The organism is Raineya sp., from assembly GCF_053497555.1.
The window spans coordinates 1-20542 of sequence record NZ_JBRCWE010000113.1 but is presented as its reverse complement, the minus strand read 5'-3'; the positions used below and the strand labels follow the sequence as shown (position 1 = coordinate 20542).

18 protein-coding genes and 1 pseudogene are annotated in these 20542 nt (G+C 38.4%); 7 read left to right on the top strand and 12 right to left on the bottom strand.

Going from position 1 to position 20542, the window contains the following annotated elements; translation table 11 throughout:
* Positions 1–188: 188 nt before the first annotated feature.
* The 3 genes from ACWITO_RS14220 to ACWITO_RS14210 are packed head-to-tail and all read right to left on the bottom strand — an operon-like array spanning position 189 to position 3387.
* Positions 189–1550 (bottom strand): methyltransferase RsmF C-terminal domain-like protein, encoded by a 1362-nt coding sequence (locus tag ACWITO_RS14220; RefSeq protein WP_448530658.1) that lies wholly within the window; start codon positions 1548–1550, stop codon positions 189–191.
* Positions 1551–1600: 50 nt separating this feature from the next.
* Complete coding sequence (locus tag ACWITO_RS14215) at positions 1601–2689, bottom strand: sensor histidine kinase (RefSeq protein WP_448530657.1); 1089 nt, start codon at positions 2687–2689, stop codon at positions 1601–1603.
* A 5-nt stretch (positions 2690–2694) separates the two neighbouring features.
* A complete protein-coding gene (locus tag ACWITO_RS14210) occupies positions 2695–3387 on the bottom strand; it encodes a response regulator transcription factor (RefSeq protein ID WP_101359345.1) in 693 nt (230 codons plus the stop codon).
* 219 nt (positions 3388–3606) lie between these two features.
* On the opposite strand from ACWITO_RS14210, the gene ACWITO_RS14205 reads away from it, so the two are divergent.
* The 4 genes from ACWITO_RS14205 to ACWITO_RS14190 all read left to right on the top strand — a co-directional run bounded on the left by ACWITO_RS14205 (position 3607) and on the right by ACWITO_RS14190 (position 7875).
* Positions 3607–4929, top strand: coding sequence for an ABC transporter permease (locus tag ACWITO_RS14205; RefSeq protein WP_448530656.1), 1323 nt, complete (start codon positions 3607–3609; stop codon positions 4927–4929).
* A gap of 240 nt (positions 4930–5169) precedes the next feature.
* A complete protein-coding gene (locus ACWITO_RS14200) occupies positions 5170–5958 on the top strand; it encodes a DUF3825 domain-containing protein (protein ID WP_448530655.1) in 789 nt (262 codons plus the stop codon).
* 10 nt (positions 5959–5968) lie between these two features.
* Positions 5969–6550, top strand: a complete 582-nt coding sequence (gene gmk / locus ACWITO_RS14195; RefSeq protein ID WP_448530654.1) for a guanylate kinase — start codon at positions 5969–5971, stop codon at positions 6548–6550.
* 44 nt (positions 6551–6594) lie between these two features.
* Positions 6595–7875 carry an alpha/beta fold hydrolase gene (locus tag ACWITO_RS14190; protein ID WP_448530653.1) on the top strand — a complete coding sequence of 427 codons (1281 nt, stop codon included), beginning with the start codon at positions 6595–6597 and terminating at the stop codon, positions 7873–7875.
* 69 nt (positions 7876–7944) lie between these two features.
* On the opposite strand, the gene ACWITO_RS14185 is transcribed toward ACWITO_RS14190, so the two are convergent.
* The 6 genes from ACWITO_RS14185 to ACWITO_RS14160 form a co-directional block, all read right to left on the bottom strand.
* Positions 7945–8919: an alpha/beta fold hydrolase gene (locus tag ACWITO_RS14185; RefSeq protein ID WP_448530652.1), complete on the bottom strand. Its 975-nt coding sequence runs from the start codon at positions 8917–8919 to the stop codon at positions 7945–7947.
* 13 nt (positions 8920–8932) lie between these two features.
* The gene (locus ACWITO_RS14180; RefSeq protein ID WP_448530651.1) at positions 8933–9574 is read right to left on the bottom strand and encodes a TerD family protein; all 642 of its coding nucleotides are present in this window, start codon (positions 9572–9574) and stop codon (positions 8933–8935) included.
* 72 nt (positions 9575–9646) lie between these two features.
* Positions 9647–11197, bottom strand: coding sequence for a LysM peptidoglycan-binding domain-containing protein (locus ACWITO_RS14175; protein WP_448530650.1), 1551 nt, complete (start codon positions 11195–11197; stop codon positions 9647–9649).
* A 25-nt stretch (positions 11198–11222) separates the two neighbouring features.
* On the bottom strand, positions 11223–11951 hold the full coding sequence (locus ACWITO_RS14170) for a hypothetical protein (protein WP_448530649.1): 729 nt from the start codon (positions 11949–11951) through the stop codon (positions 11223–11225).
* A 98-nt stretch (positions 11952–12049) separates the two neighbouring features.
* Complete coding sequence (locus ACWITO_RS14165; protein WP_448530648.1) at positions 12050–13645, bottom strand: hypothetical protein; 1596 nt, start codon at positions 13643–13645, stop codon at positions 12050–12052.
* Positions 13646–13731: 86 nt separating this feature from the next.
* Positions 13732–15126 carry a hypothetical protein gene (locus tag ACWITO_RS14160; RefSeq protein WP_448530647.1) on the bottom strand — a complete coding sequence of 465 codons (1395 nt, stop codon included), beginning with the start codon at positions 15124–15126 and terminating at the stop codon, positions 13732–13734.
* Positions 15127–15252: 126 nt separating this feature from the next.
* On the opposite strand from ACWITO_RS14160, the gene ACWITO_RS14155 reads away from it, so the two are divergent.
* On the top strand, positions 15253–15441 hold the full coding sequence (locus ACWITO_RS14155) for a hypothetical protein (RefSeq protein WP_448530646.1): 189 nt from the start codon (positions 15253–15255) through the stop codon (positions 15439–15441).
* A gap of 14 nt (positions 15442–15455) precedes the next feature.
* On the opposite strand, the gene queG is transcribed toward ACWITO_RS14155, so the two are convergent.
* The 3 genes from queG to ACWITO_RS14140 all read right to left on the bottom strand — a co-directional run bounded on the left by queG (position 15456) and on the right by ACWITO_RS14140 (position 18459).
* On the bottom strand, positions 15456–16391 hold the full coding sequence (queG, locus tag ACWITO_RS14150; RefSeq protein WP_448530645.1) for a tRNA epoxyqueuosine(34) reductase QueG: 936 nt from the start codon (positions 16389–16391) through the stop codon (positions 15456–15458).
* 16 nt (positions 16392–16407) lie between these two features.
* A complete protein-coding gene (locus tag ACWITO_RS14145) occupies positions 16408–17364 on the bottom strand; it encodes a transketolase family protein (RefSeq protein ID WP_448530644.1) in 957 nt (318 codons plus the stop codon).
* Between the two features lie 234 nt (positions 17365–17598).
* Positions 17599–18459 (bottom strand): ABC transporter permease, encoded by an 861-nt coding sequence (locus tag ACWITO_RS14140; protein WP_448530643.1) that lies wholly within the window; start codon positions 18457–18459, stop codon positions 17599–17601.
* Positions 18460–18560: 101 nt separating this feature from the next.
* Between ACWITO_RS14140 and crtD the strand changes: the two genes are divergently transcribed.
* Both crtD and ACWITO_RS14130 read left to right on the top strand, forming a co-directional pair.
* Positions 18561–20024, top strand: coding sequence for a 1-hydroxycarotenoid 3,4-desaturase CrtD (crtD, locus tag ACWITO_RS14135; RefSeq protein WP_448530642.1), 1464 nt, complete (start codon positions 18561–18563; stop codon positions 20022–20024).
* A gap of 102 nt (positions 20025–20126) precedes the next feature.
* Positions 20127–20542: pseudogene (locus ACWITO_RS14130) on the top strand (hypothetical protein); the annotation flags it as partial.

Sequence of the window (20542 nt, the reverse complement as noted above, 5' to 3'; positions counted from 1 at the left end):
TTTTTACAGAAAAAACGTTTTTTTTTCACAATTATTGCTTGGGCTATGTTTTTGTTTGAAAAGAAAAAGATGATTGCTTATGTTCAAAAAGTTTGGAGTTGGGAGTTCAAGAATTTGAGGGCTTTAGCCCTCACTTTTCTGCCCGACATCTATTTTATAGAACCCTGTTTCCCTACTGCAAGTTAGACCTAAACATAAGAGAGCGATTTTCTAATTCTCCATTCCGAAGGGTAATAGTTGTTGAAGCGATTTCCTACATTTTTGAGCCAACCCAAACCTAACTGCTGATAAGTTGCCAAATACCAACCTTTTTCACTGAATGAAAGCGGGAAATCTTGCTTGCTCAAAAACTGCAAAGCCTCTTTTTCAGATAGTTCCACCCTTTTCACTTCTTTGGAAACATTTGGGTTCAATGCCAGTTCGGCACTGGGGATAAAATCTTTACCTTTGAACTTACCTATTTTGAGGGCAGTTTGCTTGATGTATGCATATTGGGCTAAATGGCTTATCCAATCAGTGTGCTTGGGGTTTAGCAAAAACAATTGCTCTTGATAGCTGTAAAGCTCTTTGTTTTCGCAGGAAACCCATTGCTCCATTATACTTTTTTCTTTTGAACTTAAAGGCTGAAAAATATTTTTGCAGGATATATCAGGAGTAGTAAATGCATGTTTCTTTTGCAAACAGGCTATAAAAAAGCCTTCTCCTTTCAACTGGTGGGGTAAAAAGCGATAAGCCAACCTGCCTTTTTCCTCTACCTCGGTGATATTCCATTCTTGGAAGAGAGGCACTCTGACACTTTGCAAATCAAATTCTTCGCAAAGCCAATGTAAATTTTCTTCGTTTTCTTGGCGATTGAAGGTGCAAGTGCTGTAAATCAGATAGCCTTCGGGGGCGAGTGCAGTTAGAATTTTTGCAAGAATATCTTTTTGCCTTTCAGCACAAAAGAGTACATTTTTTTCCGACCATTCGCCAATAGCCTCCTTATCTTTGCGAAACATACCCTCGCCCGAACAGGGAGCATCTACCAAAATTATATCAAAAAAATGTTCTAATTTGCCCAAACTTTCAGGACTGCTTTGTGTAACTACATAATTGGAATAGCCCCAACGAGCTAAATTTTCGGTAAGTATATCAGCTCTACTTTTTACAATTTCATTGCTTACTAGCAAACTATCAGGGGGCATTAGCGAAAGCAAATGCGTACTTTTCCCACCAGGTGCGGCACTCAAATCCAGAATTTTCAGCGGTTTTTGGGGAGCAATTTTTGTAAAAATTTGCTCCAAAAACATAGAGGAAGCCTCTTGCACATAAAAAGCTCCTGCCCAAAACAGAGGATTTTCTGTAAAAGAAGGTCTTTGAGAAAGATAGTAGCCATTTGGGCACCAAGGCACAGCACACATAGGCGAATAGGGTAGGCGTAGTGTTTTTTTGAGCGGATTGAGCCTCAATGAAGTTACAGGTGATTGGGAAAGACTTTGCAAGAAAAGTTCTTGATTTTCAGAAAGAAAGCTGGGTATGCTTTTCAGAAATTGAGCAGGTAGAGAAGTCATAAAAAAAGATTTTAGCAAAGAAAAGGAGTTTTTGCTTGCCAAACAAGCCTCTATGCCTGATTTACGAGTTCGTTCTGTGAGACAGGTATGTTCTCAATAAGTTTGCTCGGAAAGCGTTTGAGAATTACTCGGAAGGTAGAACCTTTATCTACTTTACTTTCTACTTCTATGCTACCTTCGTGGGCATCGATGATTTGTTTGACAATCGCCAAACCCAAGCCACTACCGCCTTTTTCTTTGGAGCGACTTTTTTCTACTCGGTAAAAGCGTTCAAAAATACGAGTTAAGTGCTTTTTAGGAATCCCTGTGCCATTATCTTCTACTTCTACAACGCAATGTTCTTTGGTTTGCAATAGCCAAACTTTCACAAATCCGCCGTCTTTGCCATATTTGATGCCATTTTCTACCAAATTGGTAAGCACTTGCCTGATACGATTTCTATCAGCCCACACGATACATTCGGGGCTAGTGCGTTCATCAATAATAAGGGCGATGTTGCGTTCAATGGCTTTTTCTTCCAACTGCTCAAATACTTCTTCCAAAATCAAGTTTAGGTTTGTTTCTTGAAAATGCATCTTGATAATGCCCGCTTCCATTTGTGAAAGGGTGATGAGGTCTTGTACGAGGTGGTCAAGCCCTTCAAGGCTTTTGGCGGCTTTTTGCAAAAACTTATCACGGACTTCGGGGTCTTCTACGGCACCATCTATGAGGGTATGAATAAAGCCTTGTGCGGCAAAAATGGGCGTTTTGAGTTCGTGAGAAACATCTGCCAAAAATTCTCTTCGGAAAGCCTCTAGCTGTGTAAGATAATCAATTTCTGCTTGTTTTTTGGTGGCATATTCGTATAGTTCTTGATTGAGCTGTTGTAACGGGCTTGCCGTAAGTGTAGAGAGCCTTCGGCGTGCCAGTTTGAAGTCTTTTTTCTTGATTTTTTCAAAAGAAAGGTAAATTTCATTGATTTCCCGAAACACTAAAAATTCAAGTGCTGTGGCAATAAGAAAATAAGAACTGGCAAAGCAAATCAGGAAAATAACAATCAGGATAGTGGCTTCTACATCAAAAAGAGCAGAAAAAGAGGTAGTAATAATGGCTATCAGCAGAGCCAAAGAAACAGGCAATATGCGAGATTGCCATTGCATAAAAATTATTCGTTTAATGAAAACTTATAGCCTACCCCCTTGACGGTCTTGATGTAGCCTTCGCCAAGTTTTTCACGGAGTTTTCGTATATGCACATCTACGGTACGAGCCAGAACATACACATCACTGCCCCAAATTTTTTGTAAAAGTTCCTCGCGAGAATAAACTCTTTCGGGGTTTTGGGCAAGGAAAAAGAGCAGTTCAAACTCTTTGCGAGGCATTTCAAAAATATTTTCGCCTTGTGTAATGGTATAGCTTCGTTTGTCTATAATCAAATCATTTACTTCCAAAACTTCATCAGTTTTATTTTTTTTGTTTTCTCTGCGAAAAACAGAAGCGATACGGCTCATCAAGGCACGTGGCTTGATAGGTTTTACGATATAATCATCAGCCCCAATATCAAAGGCGGCAATTTCGGAGTATTCTTCGGAGCGAGCTGTAAGGAACATAATATAGGTTTCAGCAATTTCGGGGGTTTCTTTGATAATCCGACTTGCCTCTATGCCGTCCATTTGTGGCATCATTATATCCATTAGTATCAGGTGCGGCTGAAAAGAAAGGGCTTTTTCTATGGCTTCTTTACCATTGCTGGCAGTTTTGACCTCGTACCCCTCTTTCTTGAGATTGTATTGTAACATTTCTACAATATCGGGGTCATCATCAGCAATGAGAACTCTTTGGAGTGTTTTTACTGCCATAAATTGCAAATTTTTAATGCAAAATTAAGCAGAAATTTGGTGCTAAAAAAATTTTTACAAAAACTTCATCATTTGTTTATCAAGGCTTAAAATTTGAAATGTAAGATTTAGAGCAGTTTCTAAAAAATACTCGGATAAGTAGATTTTGTGATTTTTTCTTATTTTTGCCTTCATTTACAACAAAGCTACAACAAAAACGTTTCTCATAAAAAGTCTGCTATGAATAAAATTTGGCTAATCATTCAGCGAGAGTATTGGGTGCGAGTGCGTAAGAAGTCCTTTATTATTATGACTTTCCTGACACCTATTCTTTTTGCCGCTTTAATGGTTATTCCTGCTATTTTGGCTCGTTCCTCTCTTTTTCAGGAAGACAAAACCATTCAAGTTTTAGATAAAAGCAATTTTTTTGCCCAAAAAATGAAAGAAGGTGGGAAAATTAAGTTTGCTTATGTACAAGGAGAAGTGAGTGAGGCTCGCAAGAATTTTGAAGCTAATGAAAAGGCTTATGCTTTGCTTATTATTCCCGAAATGACCTTGCAAGAACCCAAAGGTTTCCGAATGATTAGCAAAAAAAATATTAGTATGGAAACCGAAATGTACATCAAAGAGGAACTGGAACGAATTATTCGTGAGGAGCGTATGCAGGCTTTGGGTATTAAGCAAGAAGATTTAGAAAAAACCAAAGCTCGTGTGAGCATCACTACCGAAACCCAAGAGGGCAAAGAAAGTAATAGTGGGGTAGTATTTGCGGTGAGCTTTATTGCGGCTCTGCTGATTTATATGTCGGTATTGCTCTATGGCGTGCAAGTAATGCGTAGTGTAATTGAAGAAAAAACCAATCGTATTGTAGAAGTAATGGTTTCTTCGGTAAAACCCATACAACTGATGCTTGGGAAAATTATCGGTGTGGCAGGGGTAGGGCTTACGCAGTTTTTGCTTTGGATAATTCTTTCTTTTGCACTTTCCAGCGTGGCAAGCAGTGTTTTCTTGAAAAAGAAAGTTTCAGAAAATACTTTGGAAAAAGTGCAAAAAGTAGCAAGCAACGATTTGGAAAAAGTCGAGGGCAAAAGCGAAAAGGAAATACCTTTTGAAAAAATCGGTAATGCTTTTGCTACGCTCAATTTGCCTTTGATTTTAGCGAGTTTTTTGTTCTATTTTGTGGGTGGATATCTTTTGTATAGTGCTTTGTTTGCGGCAATAGGCTCGGCAGGGGATAACGAAACTGACGCCCAGCAATTTACGCTTCCTGTTACGTTGCCGCTGATTATAGCTTTTGTACTTGCACAAGCCATTATCAATGAACCCAATAGCAATTTAGCTTTTTGGCTTTCAATGATACCCTTTACCTCGCCTATTGTGATGATGGTGCGTATTCCTGCGGGTGTGCCTGTGTGGGAAATTGCTCTTTCAATGTTTTTGCTCGTGGCGGGTTTTCTACTTATTACTTGGCTTGCGGCTCGTATCTATCGGATAGGCATCTTGATGTATGGTAAAAAAGTTTCTTTCAAAGATTTGGGTAAATGGCTGGTGATGAAAAACTGACAAAAATTTTCTTGAAAAAATTTGTAAATTTTGTTTTTTAGTACGATATTTGCGTTATATAAAAAAAATACGAAGATTTAATAAGTCTATACGCAGCTTCATATATAAAAGCTCAATATTAGACAGCATAGGTCTATCTATGCAAACATATGTTAGATAAAAAGATACATTAGGAACTGTGTTGGCTGCCACAGTTCTATTTTTATTTTAGTCAAGTCTATGCTATAAATATGTGGGAAAATGGATTTGTTTGACAAAAAAAAGACAGAACTATTTAATTTTGCTTATTTTCACGAGTTTGATAAAAAAATATCATTTTTAGCTGAAAATCTGGCTGATAAAGAAGTATGGGATTTTGATAATCCTAATGAAAAAAAATATTCTATTCTGAAAAATTATTTGGAGCATACTTTTCGCCGTCTTAAATACGAAAAAAAAATAGCTTATACCACCGATAATAAATATGCCTGCTTTAATACAGGTTTAGTTACCAGCAATTTAGAAGATATTTTTGCTTTTTTTGAAACTCATAAAAATCCGGAAAAAACGCCTTATTTCTTTAAGGCTTTTTACAAAAAAAGCAATAACGAGTTATTAAGATTTTTTGGAAATTCACTTCCAGAAGTTGCAAATTATTTTGAAAAGCCAGAGGATTTAATTTTTAACCCACGTTGCGAACTTATTCCAGATTTAGATCATATCATTCAGGATAATATGGAACGCTTCCCCGATTTTCTTAAAAGGCAGGGCGAGTCGGAAATGAGAATGAGGTTGCAGGGGGCTATTGATGAAACCAAAAAGAGAGTAAAAACAAATTACAAAATAGCTATTCCTCAATTTTACAATAATCGCATACAGCTACTTTTACCCTTGTATCTTACACCAAATTCGCCTAACCCTGATTTAGCATTAGTTACTCACAAAATAGATGAAAAAACCTATACTGCCAGAACTTGTTTAACATTAAAAATGGCATATAACAATGCCCGTCTTATTGTAAAACCGCAAAGCGATTGGTTAAAACCTTAAAAAATCCACTATGTCCAATCATCAAGGCAAACTCATTATTTTTTCTGCTCCTTCGGGTTCGGGGAAAACCACTATTGTAAAACATTTGGTTCAGGAAATACCCAATTTGGGTTATTCTATTTCGGCTTGTACGCGTCCGCGTAGAGGCAGAACCGAAGAACACGGCAAGGATTACTATTTTATGAGCAAAGAAGAATTTGAACAAAAAATTCGGAACGAGGAGTTTGTAGAATGGGAGCAGGTGTATCCAGGGGCTTATTATGGCACACTGAAATCAGAAATTCAACGCATCTGGAACGAAGGCAAACACGTAATTTTTGATGTTGATGTAGTAGGGGGCTTGCGAATTAAGGAGTATTATGGAGATAAGGCACTGGCGGTTTTTGTGAAAGTAAAATCCGTAGAAGAGCTACGTAAAAGACTTCTGCAACGCCAAACCGAAACCGATGCTACGCTGGAAACCCGCCTTGCCAAAGCCGAATATGAGATGTCTTTTGAAAATCGCTTTGATGTAGTTTTACTGAACGAAGATTTGGAAGAAACCCTGCAAAAAGCCCGTGAAATGGTCAAAAAATTTTTAGAACAAAAATAATAACACGACTGCAAGTTTCGTTTTTCTGTAAAATATCAAAAACAATGAAAACATATTGGCTTATTTTCAGCCTTTGGGGAATGGTGCTGGGAGAAAATGCTTTTACGCAAAAACTTTCAAGAAGAGCTTTTTTAGGGGTTGAAACTGAAAATAAAGAAAACAAATTGCTTATTACCCGAATTCTACCCCAAACTGCCGCCGAAAAAGCAGGTTTGCAAGTAGGAGATGAAATTCTAACCTTAGAGGGCATCAAGCCTGCCAACCAAATGGACTTGGCAAAGATTGTCAGAAGTAGAAATCCTCGTGAGGAAATTAGTATTGTAGTACGCAGAAAACAACATATTTTTACGCTCAAACCTATTTTAGAAGAAACGCCCCAAGAAAATTCTACAGCTTATTTCAAGGTTTTATACGATGAATTTCCCACCCAAGATGCTGTTTTGCGTACTATTATTACCTCGCCAATGAAAACAGGTAAGCACCCTGCGGTGTTATTTGTGCAAGGGGTAGCTTGCTTTCCTATCGATACGCCCTTTGATACCACCTACGGACACGTTCAGATTGCTCGCCTACTAAGCCGACACAATATCGTAACAATGCGAGTAGAAAAATCAGGTGTAGGGGATAGCCAAGGCATTGATTGCGAAAAAATGGATTGGCAAACAGAAATTAAACATTTTTCTGATGCTTTGAAAATTCTGCAAAGTTACCCATTTGTAGATAAAGACAATATTTTTGTGGTTGGGCATAGCCTTGGTGGAGTGATTGCTCCTATTGTAGCCAAACGCGAAAAAGCCAAAGGAGTCGTGGTTTTTGGAACTATCGGGCAGAATTGGGTGAATTACCTCATTGATTCTCGCAGGCATATTGCTTTACAAAAAGGTGAGGATTGGGAAGATGTAGAAGAATGGACAAAAACCGTTACCGATTGCAGTGTGCGGTTTTTTATTCAAAAGCAAAATATGGATAGTGTAATAAGGCAAAATCCTGATTGTAAAGACTTTTTACGCCGTTTTGCTTTTCGGGCACCTGCCTATTGGCATCAACTTACCGAAGCTAATATTGCTCAAATTTGGAAAGAATACGATGGATTTGTCCTTTCACTTTGGGGAGAGCAAGATAGAGCGGCTATGGAAAAAGAACATCAACTTATTGCTGAAATTGTCAATAAGCACCACCCTCGCAAAGCTACTTTTCTTAAAATTAGCCGTACCGATCACCGAATGGCTCTGCAAAATGGTGAGCAAAGAGAAAAAGATTTTAACCCACAAGTAGCAGAAACCATTTACGAGTGGATACAAAAAGTAAAAACAGGGGTAGAGTAGTATAGTCTTTGGGAAGAAGGAAATAAGAAACAGGAATTTGAATTGTCAAACTTAGAGTTTTTGAGCTTATCACTTACGCAAAAACTCCAACAGAATTTTGTTAAACACTTCGGCTTGGGTTTCCATTGGGCAATGCCCTGCTTGTGGAATAATTTGCAAAGGAACGAAAGGATATTTTTGGATAAAATCCTCCGCTAGCGATTTTTTTACCCACAAATCGTTTTCGCCCCAAACAAGTGCCAATTTGCCTCTAAAATCCTGATAACCCGCCGAGCTATTGAGCGTATCGGTGGGGGCATTTTCAAAAGTGCTTACAATGGCTTCGGTTGTACCTTGAATTTCAAAAGGGGCTAAATAGCCCTCTACATCTTCGTTATTGGGTTTTTGCGAATAGGCGGAAGCTAATAATTCTTGGAACTTTTTGGGTTTGTAATAAAAGTTTTCTGCAATCACTTTTATCCAACGCTTGATAGGGGGGTATTTGAGCAGTAAAGACATTCCTGCACTCCGAGCAGAACGAAACTTACTCGGCAAGCCGCCCACGCAAAGCACTTTTCCAACTTTTTCAGGCTGGTAAATAGCCATATTCCACACATAGCTCGCCCCCATAGAATGCCCTACCAAGTGCCAGCGTGTTTCAGCATTGATGAGCGTAGCCAATTGCCAAAGAATTTTTATTTTTCGTTCATTGCTCAAATTCCAATGCTCTACTTGTCTGTCGCTAAATCCAAAGGCAGGCAAATCAACACAAAGCACCTGAAAGCCATTTTCCTGAAAAAACTTGATATTCTTTCGCCACGAAAAAGTAGAACCTGAAAAGCCGTGAATGAATAAAATACTACCTTGTGGCTTCTGTGAAGGCTCAAATACTCTATAATGCAACCAAACTCGGTCTATTTCAATAAATTTACTTTCAGGAAAATAGCTTTTTTGCTCTAAAAAATGAGGAAATTGACGTGTAGGGAAAACATAAGGCAAAGCGGATAGAAATACAAACAAAATCAGTATTCCTATGCCAACGCGTTTGAGCCATTTTTTCAGCATTCGGGGGTTAAATTTAATTGAGGTAATGTTTTTGAATGTGTAAAATGGTTTCGTCTATGTTTTTGGTAGGTACAGCCTCGCCGATAGCAGTAAATTCCCATTGTCCGTTTTCTTTGCGAGTGAGTTTGCCCAAAACCATTGAAATGTGTTTCTTAAAGGCTTCTTCGGCAGAAAGGTTGAAAGTTGCAAACACGGAATCTACTCTTTTGCTATTGCCTTCAAAAATACGAATTTTGGAATATGGGATTTCGGAGAAGTCTTGTCCGTTGTAAGAGTTGAGGTAGAAAACAATGTACTTCACCTTCGGATTGACCTTACTGAGGTTAATTTCTATCACTTCGTTATCCAATTCATCATCTCCGTAAATATCGCCATCTCTATCATCGCCGCTATGTACAATAGCCCCATCTTTGGAGCGTAGCTTTCTATAATACACGGTTTCTACGATTTGCTTATTTTCATCATAAGTCGTTACGCTTCCGTCCAAATCTACGGCTACGGTTTGTTTGATAAGATTGAATAAAATAGATTTTTTGATAGCACCCCAATTCAGACCTACACAAACTTCTTCTAGCTTTTTACCTTCTTTTTCCAAAGAAATCTTGCTTCCTTTGGAAAGGTTAATGCCTGTTTTTTTATCTAATTGTATGCTCATAATTTTCAGAATGGTTTATGTTTTTTGGTGTAATGATAGGAAAATTTTACCAGAAAAGCAAAAAGGAAAATTTTATTTTTCAAGCTGAATGATTAACTCTTGCCCAATACGCAAATTACTATCGTTGAGCTTATTCCAAGTTTGCAGTTGCGATACGCTCACTTTATACTTTTGAGCTATTGCAAAAAGTGTGTCCCCTTGTTTTACGACATAAGTAATATTTTTGGGTTTAGGCTGATTTTTTACAGGTAGAATGGTTTTGTTTTTTTCGGTGCTATCTTTGGGTTTTACAGGCTTTTTGATATTACTTGCCGAGTAGCCATAGGCAAAAATACTTTTCTGTTGGAAATGAGCTTGCTCTTGTTTGAGGCTATCCACATTAAGCACCAATTGGGGCTGTTTGGAATTTTTTTCAAAATATTGGAAGCTATTGAGCAGTGCTTCAAAGAACAAATTTCCTTTCAGCGTATAGCCTTTGGCGTTGAGATGAACCATATCAGGCAGAGCAAACCCAGCTTTGAGCCAATCTCTCATCACAGTTTGCCCACCTGCTACCCAATACCAATCATAGACAAGACATTTCGTTTCAGAAGCAATTTTATGTATGAGTTCCGAAAAGGCAAGCCCCGATTTAATATTCACTTTTCGCCAATACAAATCTTGGGCAGTAGTGAGCAAAATGACTGCATCGGGGCTTATTTTACGAATTTTTGCGATAATCTCACGAATTTGACTTTCTAAATTAGAAGCGATTTTATCATCATACAGATAATCGTTGGTGCCAAAATCCAGCACAATCAAATCAGGATTGAAGTAGGGGAGTTGCTCTGCCAAGAGGTCTTTGCGTAGCACAGAGCTGTATTTTGCCGCTCCTACGCCTGCATTGTGTAGAATAGCATTTTTGTTTTGGCTATTTTCTAAAATCATTCCATAAAATTCAAAAAACCATTGATTTTCACGATTTTTTTCCAATTCCAAACGCAAACTTTGTTTCACGGGTGGGATAGTAATACGAATAAAAGGATTATCGTTGATGCTATCGGTGGAAACTTGAATTGTGTGTGCTTCGTCAATAATGAGCTTGATATCAAAACTTTCGGGACTTTTTTTGCAAAAAATGGTAAGTAAGTTGTTTTCGGCATTTAGATTTTCTTTGAAAGAAAAGGCAAGCGAAGCAGGCAGTTTTTCAGTACGCACACTCATTCCCGAAACACCCAAAGGCAATTTGAGTGTATTCATAAAACTTTTTGTGTATTGCCATTTGCCTTCGTGAGTGGTTTTGTAGTCGGCATTGGAATAGGTATTTGCGGCAGAAAAAGCTGTCAGCAAACCTTTGCCGCCATTACCCAAAGTAGCTTGCAAGCGTTTGCGGAAAGCATCGGGGTAAGAACCTTGTTGCAGGTGCGAATCGCCCAAAAAAACCACCGAAAATTTTTCTTTGGAAGCTAATTTCCATTTGTAATACAAATACGCAAAAACATCTCTTTGGTAATACTGCACATAGTTCAGCGAGGGTTTGAGCCAAGGATATGCAAGCGTATCCGCAGAGTTTTGGGCAGTTTCTTGTGCTTTGCACTGCAAAAAAACAAAAAGCGATAGATATAGCAAATAAAATTTGGGCATAAGGCTCAAAATTTTTGTAATAAAATTATTCAACATTCCACTCTTTTAGCTCTTCTAAGCCGAGTTTGGCAAGCATTTTTTCCCAATAATACAAAACATTCGGATTGTTTTGGTTGGTAGTGCTTAAAGGTGAATGAGGTAAAACGTAAAATATCTCTACATCACTCAAATCAATATCAGTGAAACGCTTGACATCTTTTTCTGCCCATTGTTCGGCTTCTTGCCTACTGAAAGGCGGTCTTTTGTAAAAATCTCGGCGTTCCAAACCGGGCATACTTTCTACCATATCGCTGAGTATAAAAACTTTCAGGAGCGAATTTTCGGGTTTTTTAGCATTTTTTTTATCAATAATAGTCAAAATTGCCCATATATCGGTGTATTGCTTGGTTTCGGTGATGTTATCATCTAAAAGAGCCTCTATACAACGCTGCTGCATTTTGTTTTTTTCTTTTTTCAAACTTACCTGATAAGCATTTTTGATAGATTTAATATCCGTAGGATTCAGCCCTGTGGTGTCTTTCATTTCTGCTTTGCACTGCATTGCAAATACGCGTGCCTGCGAGGTGTTTTCGTGCAGAAAATAGACTTCAATTTTATCACCTTTCTGGCGAATATTTTGCTGAACAATGGTTTGTAGGGCTTTTTCGTATTTTTCGCGTGTAAAATTTTCTTTCAGGCTCACGCTTACGGTTTTATCTATGAAAATCAGCGAATAAATATTGGGTGAGGGTTTGGGCGGGCTAAGCTGTTGCAAAGGCTGATGGTTTCCACCGCAAGAACTCAAAAAAACAGAACACAAACAAAATATAGCTAACCACGTAGTAAGCAAGGATTTCATCGGGAAAGTGAGATTTATTTTTTTCTAATTTTGCTTAAAACTTTACTGCTAATGGTACGATTGGGTTGGGGTGCTTCGGTTGTGCTTTCACTTACAACTTCTTCTTTGGGCTCCGCGTTTTCTGTATTTTCTTTCTGTTCTTCCTTTTCCAAAACCTCTTGAAGGTTTGCTTTCCCATTGCCGTTTAAGTTTTCTTGAAGGCTTGTGAGTTCTTTGGCAAGGTTTTCTGAATTTTGTGTTTGTTCTTGCTTTTTATTTTCTTCCAATTTGAAAGCGTGTTGCCCCTTTTCATAACCCAAATTGAGTTCATAAATTTGGAGTTCTACTTTGCAAGTATGCAAATCTTTTTTGAGTTTAAGAATGGTATCAGCAATTTCTTGTCTTTGTTTTTGCAATTCTTCCAAATTTCCAAGAGCTTCCAATTGGCTTTTTTTGGCTTCGGCAATGGCTGTTTGCTCACTGATGATTTGCTCCAATTCTTCTACGCTACTAAGCTGTGAGGCACGAATTTTTTGCAATTTACGCAGTTTGATAGGAATTTGAAACCAAATCCTGATGTATGCCACAATTATCGGGAAAGCAATACCCAAGCAGATAGCTCCTGCAATGGCAAACATTACACCCGAAAGTACAAAAGCCCACATTCCCGAAGGACTTTGCACCAAATCTTGGCTTAGTTTTTCGGTTTTGCGAGAAAGTTCTTCTATGAGTGCCAAGTTTTGCGAACTTTCCTCTTCTTGTATCGAGAGAATGGTGCTATTGAGGCTATTTTTGAGCTGGTCGGCTCGGTAGGCTTCATAGCGAAAATAACCCAAAATACAAAGCGTAACAATGGTAAAAATAACCACCAAAATCTTGAAAATCAGATATACCCGTTTGGAACGCAGAGTTTTATCTTCCAGATAGGGGTATTCTATTAGTCTGTCGTAGGCAGGTTTGAGAAGCACCGAAACCATTGCCAAACCTACGGCAAAAGCCCAAGCTTCTACGTTGTTTTTGATATTGAGGGCATAAGCAACAATTTCGTGAGAGATAATCAAATCGCCTGCAATAAATACGATTGCCGCCAGCAAAAACAAAATACCTCCTAAAAATGAATTGTTGTTGCGTAAATTTTCTCTTTCGGTTTTGTAAGTTTGAATTTGCTTTTCGGTTTCGGCAAGTTCTTCGCCGCGTCTTTGCCTGAGATTGATTTGGTAATCTAACTGATAATTGATTTGTGTAAGTTCGCCGAATGTATCTTGGTATTTTTGCTTATGATTGGCTATTTTTTGCAGATTTTCCTGCAATAAGGTTTCTTGGTAAAGCAGTTGGTCAAAAATTTTATCGTAGCGTCCTTTTTCAGAAAGATAAGTTTCCAAAGTATCTTTGGAAAGCCCAAAATAGCCATTCCAAAAGCCCGATTGGTAATTATCATTTTTCTGTAAGGCTTCTTCAAAAAGGTCTAAAACAGGGGGCTTTTCAGAAATGCTATCAGTAGTTTCTGTAATTTGCGTGTTTGGCTCAATTTCGGGGGCGTTTTGCGTATTTTCGGGCAAAATGGTATCAGGGGCGGATTTAAGCTCACTGCTTTCGGGCAAAGTTTCTATATGTTTGATAGCCTCTTCCATACATAAGCGGTGTTTGCATATTTTTTGAAAAAGCAAATCTACAAAATTATATTGCTTTGGGCAAGTGTTTTTGCAAGAAACAAAAACTACTCTTTGAAAGTAGATAAGACCTTGTACAAAACCACCAAAAAAAGTAGTACAAGCAAGCCAGTGGCTATCCAACGCGTACGCGAGTAAGTACGCATTTGCATAGGGGTATCATCGGCTTTTTCAATCCAAGATTGTAGCTCACTATTTTCTAACGAGGAAAATTCCAAAGGGTTGCCACTTACTTCCAAGACTAATTTAGAGCGTAGCGTATCCATTTTTTTTGTTTCTTGGTTGAAATAAGGTAGAAAAAAGTAATTTTTGAGCGGATATTTGCCCGGCTTTTTGACTAAAATGGTATATTTGAACGATTTTACACCAATAATTTGCGAAGGCATTTTCCGTAAGGTTTGCTCGGTGGCAGTAGCATAAAATTCTAAAAAGTTGTTGCTACTGGGGGCTTGCAAGTTGAGCCTTGCAAAGTTGGCATTGCCCACAATGTTGATTTGGTAATTTACACTTTGCCCTGTCTGAATTTTGAGATAGGTGATAATTTCCTGCATTTGCAGTCTTCCTGTAAGGGTTTTGATATTTTTGGGTAGAGGCTTTATCAAGATAGAAAGAGGATTGCTTCGCAATGAAAGTAGCTTTTCTTTTTCTTTATCCAAAACTTTGATTTCCAAAGCAGGGATATTCCAAAGCAGAGGTTCGGTAGGGTAAAAAGCACTCTGAAAAAACTTGTAGCGTTTGTAAGTTCTTTTTTCCAAAATAATTTCATCGGTGCTTACACTATCCAGCCCATAACTTTCTTGCCATGATTTGGGTAAATGGATTTGCCGAACAATCTGACTGATTTGCCTATCCAAATCGTATAAATCCAATGCTATGGGGGCATTTTTGGCAACGTATAAAGCAAAATTCAGATTGATTTCCTCCCCTACAAATACTTCTTTGGTGTTTGCTGTAAGGGCAACAAATACATTTTGCAATTTGCCCAGCCCTATCAAATCTTCTTCTCGGCTTTCTTCTTCCAGTTGTAAGAGTAAGTCTGTTTCGGTATTTTCGGGGGCTTCTTCTACCAAAATCTCTTCTCCTTTGAACGTTTGTTTTTTAGTTCCAACTTTTATTTCAAAAGTTGGAATTTTGAATTTGCCTACTTTCAGGGCTTTGTAGTTTTGCTCTATGCCTTTCCAAGTTTCCCCTTTATCGCTGGTGTATTCCAAATTTACTTGAAAAGTTTTTTCAAAATCTTTCAGGTCGGGAAATCCTTCTACCCCTTTGAAATCTTCATAATTTGATAACACACGGATTTGCAAAAATTCATTTTGTTTGATTTTCTTGCGGGCAATTTCTATGCGTATTTCTTGCGAATAGCCTTGCAAAATCGCTAAGAATGTAAATAACTGAAAAATAGTCTTTATCCAAGTTTTTTTTGAACTTTTTTGGGAAAACATTTGGAAGTTTGTTTTTTTCTACTTATTTTAGCAATCCAAACAAAACTACATTTGCCTATGAAACAATGTTACGGCGAATTCAACGCAAACTAAAACTTTTGTTCATTGTTTCAAAATTTAACGCCTATGTTAGAGTATTTTAAGATGATTTTAGAGAAAGTGAGTTTTGATAAAATATTGTTTGAGAAAGAGCTACGCAAGGCTCTGGCACAACTCAAGCCCACCGAACGCGAAGATTTGCGGCGTTGGTGCTATCTAAAATTTACCAAGTATCATCAAGTTCTCAACAATCAGTTCAAAATGGTGCTTTCCTAAAAGTTTTGTTTTTTTTATTCAAGGCTTGTAAAACGGATATTCCGTTGCAAGCCTTTTATTTTTGTTCTTTTCACTGCCGATTTGGGAAAGACTTTTGCAAAAACCTCTTCCGTAATTTCTAACCAATCTTTTTTCTGCATAGCTTTCAGAGGCTCATTAGGCTCAAATTCGGGTGTTTGATGAGGTTTGGCAAAGCGGTTCCAAGGGCAAACATCTTGGCAAATATCACAGCCAAAAATCCAATTTTCCATTTTCCCACGAAATTCTTGTGGGATTTCGTTTTTTAGCTCAATCGTAAGATACGAAATGCACTTGCTACCATCTACCACATAAGGGCTTACAATGGCTTCGGTGGGGCAAGCCTCCAAGCAACGCTTGCACGTACCGCAATAGTCGCCAGTGGGCGAGTCGTACTCCAGTTCTAAATCTACAATAAGCTCGCCAATGAAAAAGAAACTACCTATTTTTCGGTTAATCAGATTGCTATGCTTACCAATCCAGCCCAAGCCACTACGCTCTGCCCAAACTTTATCCATTACAGGAGCCGAATCTACAAAAGCTCTGCCATTTACTTCGCCGATATGTTCTCGTATAAAATTTAGTAGCTCGTTTAGTTTACGTTTCATTACGAAGTGATAATCTTCGCCGTAGGCATATTTAGAAATTTTGAAGTTATCGGCATTTTTTTGGGCTAAATCTTGGTTGGGAAAGTAGTTGAGTAGCAAAGAAATAACAGATTTTGCTCCTTCTACCAAAAGCTTTGGGTTGAGCCTTTTATCAAAATGGTTTGCCATATAGCTCATTTCGCCTTGCATATTTCGTTTGAGCCACTCTTCAAGGCGGGGAGCTTCTTTTTCTAAAAATTCGGCTTGGGCAATACCACAAAAATCAAAGCCAAATTCAGCGGCTTTTTGCTTGATAAGTTGGCTATGCTTTTGTTTGAGGTTCAATTTTATCTGTTTGAATTTACTTTTTTCGCTGTAAAACTTTTTCTACGGCTTCTACAACATTAGAGGTATCCAATCCGTATTTTTTCATTAGCTCGTCAGGGGTGCCGCTTTCGCCGAAGCTATCATTTACAGCAACAAACTCTTGCGGAACAGGCATTTTTTGGCTTAAAAGTTCGGCTATGGCACTACCCAAGCCGCCAAAACGCTGATGCTCTTCGGCGGTTACCACACAACGGGTTTTAGCAACAGAATCTAAAATAGCTTCTGTATCCAAGGGCTTGATAGTATGAATGTTGATAACTTCGGCACTGATACCTTTTTGAGCAAGTATTTCTGCGGCTTGCAAAGATTTCCATACCAAATGCCCTGTGGCAAAAATACTTACATCGGTGCCTTCTTGTAGCAATAAAGCCTTTCCTATCTGAAAGGGCATATTTTCAGGAATAAAAATAGGCACTTTGGGTCTGCCGAAACGCAGATATACGGGTCCATAATGTTCGGCAATAGCAATGGTTGCGGCTTTGGTTTGGTTGTAGTCGCAAGGATTGATAACCACCATTCCCGGAAGCATTCTCATCATTCCAATATCTTCCAAAATCTGATGAGTAGCCCCATCTTCGCCCAAGGTTACGCCTGCGTGTGAGGCACAGATTTTTACGTTTTTGTGAGAGTAAGCAATAGATTGACGGATTTGGTCATATACTCTGCCTGTAGAAAAATTGGCAAAAGTGCCTGTATAAGGAATTTTACCACTGATAGCCAGCCCTGCCGCGATGCCCATCATATTGGCTTCGGCAATGCCTACCTGAAAAAAACGTTCAGGGAATTGCTTTTGGAAAGCGTCCATTTTCAGCGAGCCAGTCAGGTCGGCACAGAGAGCTACTACATCAGCATTTTGCTTGCCAATTTCCAGAAGACCTGCCCCAAAGCCCGAACGAGTATCGTTATTGCCTAAAATTTCGTATTTTTTCATTGATTTTGTGTTTATGCCTTTTGAAAGTTTTGAAGTTTGGGGGTTTGAAAGTTCTTTTTCTGCGTAATTATTTATGTTCAAGAAGTTTAATGTTTGAGGCTCAAACCTTTTAGGGCTTTATCTCTCATTTTTTCTGTCAGACATCTATTTCTAAAATCCTGTTTCCTGTATCTTGTTTCCTGTTTCTATACTACAAATTAGACCTAAACAGTTACTTTCTTACTTTTTACAACCTTACACCGTATCCATAAAGTTTTTTTCTACTTTATGAAACAACGCTACGCCTATCAAGAAAATAACTGCACTCACCGCCAAGCTATACAAAAGCATCGTAATTTCAAAAACGCCTTGACCAAAAAATGCAAAACGAAAACCCTCTACAATGCTGAAAATAGGGTTGAGAAGCACTAAATAACGCTTTTCTTCAGAAATATACGAAAGCGGGTGAATAACCCCTGAAACGTACATCAGCAGCTGCACCCCAAAACCAACGGCGTGTGTAAGGTCGCGGTATTTGGTTGTAAGCGAAGAAACAATAATTCCCATTCCCAAGCCCAAAAGAGCCATATTGAAAGCAAACACTGGCACCAGTAAAATATACCAATTTGGCTGAATGGCTGTATTACCTTGCCAAAGCCAAAAATACAAATAAACCCCTAAAAATAGTACAAATTGAATTCCAAAAGCTAAAAAACCTGAAATCACATTCGCCACAGGCACCGTAAGACGAGGAAAATACACTTTCCCGAAAATACCTGCATTGCTAACAAAAACATTAGAAGTGCTATTGAGAGAGCTTGCAAAATAATTCCAAATGGTAATGCTACAAAGGTAAAAAAGGAAATGCGGTATGCCATCGGTTTGTATTTTGGCGATATTACCAAAAATGATTGAGAACACAATAGTCGTAAAAAGTGGCTGAATAATATGCCAAAGCGGTCCGAGAATGGTTTGCTTGTAGATAGCAACAAAATCTCTATACACAAAAAGCACTATCAGGTCGCGATAACGCCACAATTCGGAAAGATTTATATCAAACCATTTTGTTTTTGGAGAAATGACTTCCGTCCATTCCTCCTGATGCTGTTTGTTCATAGCTTTTTAGAAAAATTTGCTCGCAAAAATACAAATTTTTGCACAAGCCTTTAATTTTGCCAAAACAAAAAATCTTGCTTTCAGTTTATTGGTGAAAAACTATGCAGAAAACCGCTTGTATCATTGGAGGAGGCATTGCAGGGATTGCCACAGCCATTCGTTTGGCTTGTAAGGGCTATGCCGTAGAGGTTTTTGAAGCCAACGATTATTTGGGGGGGAAGCTTTCGGAAATTCGGTTGGGAGCGTATCGTTTTGATGCAGGTCCTTCGCTTTTTACAATGCCTCATTTTGTAGAGGAACTTTTCCAAGTTGCCCAAAAAGATATTAAGCAGTATTTTTCTTATCAAAAATTGGAGGTTGTTTGCAAGTATTTTTACGAAGACGGCACTATTTTAGAAGCCTTTGCTGATAAAAAACGTTTTGCCCAAGAAGTAGAAGCCAAAACAGGTGAAAAAGCTGAAAAAATCTTGCAATACCTGCAAAAAAGTGCCAAAAAATACGAAATCACGGCAAATTTATTTCTGAAAAGGTCTTTGCATAAAATAAATACTTGGCTTTGTGCCGATGCTTTCAAAGGCTATAAAAACCTGCATAAGCTGGAAATTTTCAAGACAATGCACGAAGCGAATAGCGAGTTTTTCACGGATAAGCGTTTGGTGCAACTCTTTAATCGTTTTGCCACTTACAACGGCTCCAACCCTTACGAAACACCTGCTACGCTCACTATTATTCCTCATTTAGAGCATAATATCGGAGCTTTTATTCCCAAAGGAGGAATGTATGCTATTACGCAGAGTTTGGTACAACTTGCCAAAGATTTAGGGGTGCAGTTTCATTTGCAAAGCAAAGTAGAACGCATTTGGCTTGAAAACCAAAAAGCAGTAGGGATTGTAGTGAAAGGCGAAAAACGCAATTTTGATGTAGTGGTGAGCAATATGGATATAGTGGCAACCTATAAGTATTTACTGCCCGATGTACCTGCACCTATCAAAATTTTGGAGCAACCCAAGTCCAGTTCGGCACTGATTTTCTATTGGGGAATAGGTAAAACTTTTCCTGAATTGCGTTTGCATAATATTTTTTTCAGCAAAGATTATCAAGCTGAATTTGAGCATATTTTTCAGAAAAAAACTATCTACCACGACCCCACCATATACGTAAATATTGGCTCAAAATACGAGCCTACCGATGCCCCCCAAGGTGCAGAAACTTGGTTTGTGATGATAAACACCCCCAACAACACAGGGCAAGATTGGGATAAACTTATCGTAGAAGCCCGAAAAAATATTTTAACCAAACTGAGCCGCTTGCTCAAAACTGAAATAGAGCCACTCATAGAAGTAGAAGGCATTTTAGAACCTCGGAGCATTGAAGCTAAAACATTTAGTACGCAAGGGGCTTTGTATGGCAATAGTTCCAATAATCGTTATGCGGCGTTTTTAAGACACGCTAATTTTTCAAAAAAAATCAAAAATTTGTATTTCGTGGGCGGTAGCGTGCATCCGGGCGGGGGGATTCCTTTGTGCCTTTCTTCGGCAAAAATTACCGCCGATTTGATTGAATAGCTCTTGAAATGGAAATTTTTTGAAAAATAAACTTGCATTTTTCAAATATTTGTTAAATTGCGAAAACCAAAACGTTTTTTACAACCTAAACGATAAATGCTTATGCGTAAAATTTTATTGCTTCTTACAATGCTTTTTATGGTAGGTTTTTCCTATGCTCAAGATAGCACTGATGTAGATGCTCCGCCTGTTGATGATGATTTCAGCGGTTATGGGGATATTGGTTCGGGGGTAAAGCGTTATTGTACGCAGAAAGTGCAAAATCTCACGCCTACCAAGCTCTATGGAGGTGGCTACGAAGTACAAGGACCTTTCAGCATCAAATCTAAAAAAGGCGAACCTTACCGCAACGACCCCAACTACAACAATGTTACCGATAGCCCCGATGATGTAAAAGTGCAGGCTGTTCACGGCTTACATCTAAACGTAAATTATCCGATTATTTCCAAATCCAGCCTAATAGTGAGCCTAACTGCTCAATATCAGGAAAGTCGTTTTATTATTGAAGACCCCAAAGG